The sequence below is a fragment of the Shewanella sp. 10N.261.52.F9 genome (genome assembly GCF_041471165.1).
In the GTDB taxonomy this organism is placed as follows: domain Bacteria; phylum Pseudomonadota; class Gammaproteobacteria; order Enterobacterales; family Shewanellaceae; genus Shewanella; species Shewanella marinintestina.
This window is the reverse complement of record NZ_JBFRNX010000052.1, coordinates 1-230: the sequence shown is the minus strand read 5'-3', so window position 1 is coordinate 230 and position 230 is coordinate 1. Positions and strand designations below refer to the sequence as shown.

General features: G+C 43.5%; 1 protein-coding gene. It reads left to right on the top strand.

Annotated elements, in window-relative coordinates; translation table 11 throughout:
* Positions 1-230, top strand: a 230-nt coding sequence (locus AB4298_RS21215) for a hypothetical protein (protein WP_371988322.1), incomplete at both ends; no start/stop codon positions are given.

Sequence of the window (230 nt, the reverse complement as noted above, 5' to 3'; positions counted from 1 at the left end):
GCTTACAAAGAAAGCCAAGCCGCAATAACGATTACGGCGATAGATAATGACGGTGTGCTCAACCAAACTGAAGTCGGCCAGTCAGTGCTTGGTGGTTTTGTTTATAACGTTGAAGATGGTCGTCCTGTCGAAGTGTTTGTCACAGACATTAACGGTAAAACCCTCGTTTTTAGCAGTATTACCCGTAACGGCACTTGGTTATTAGATGGTTTAGATTTGTCTTCATTGGC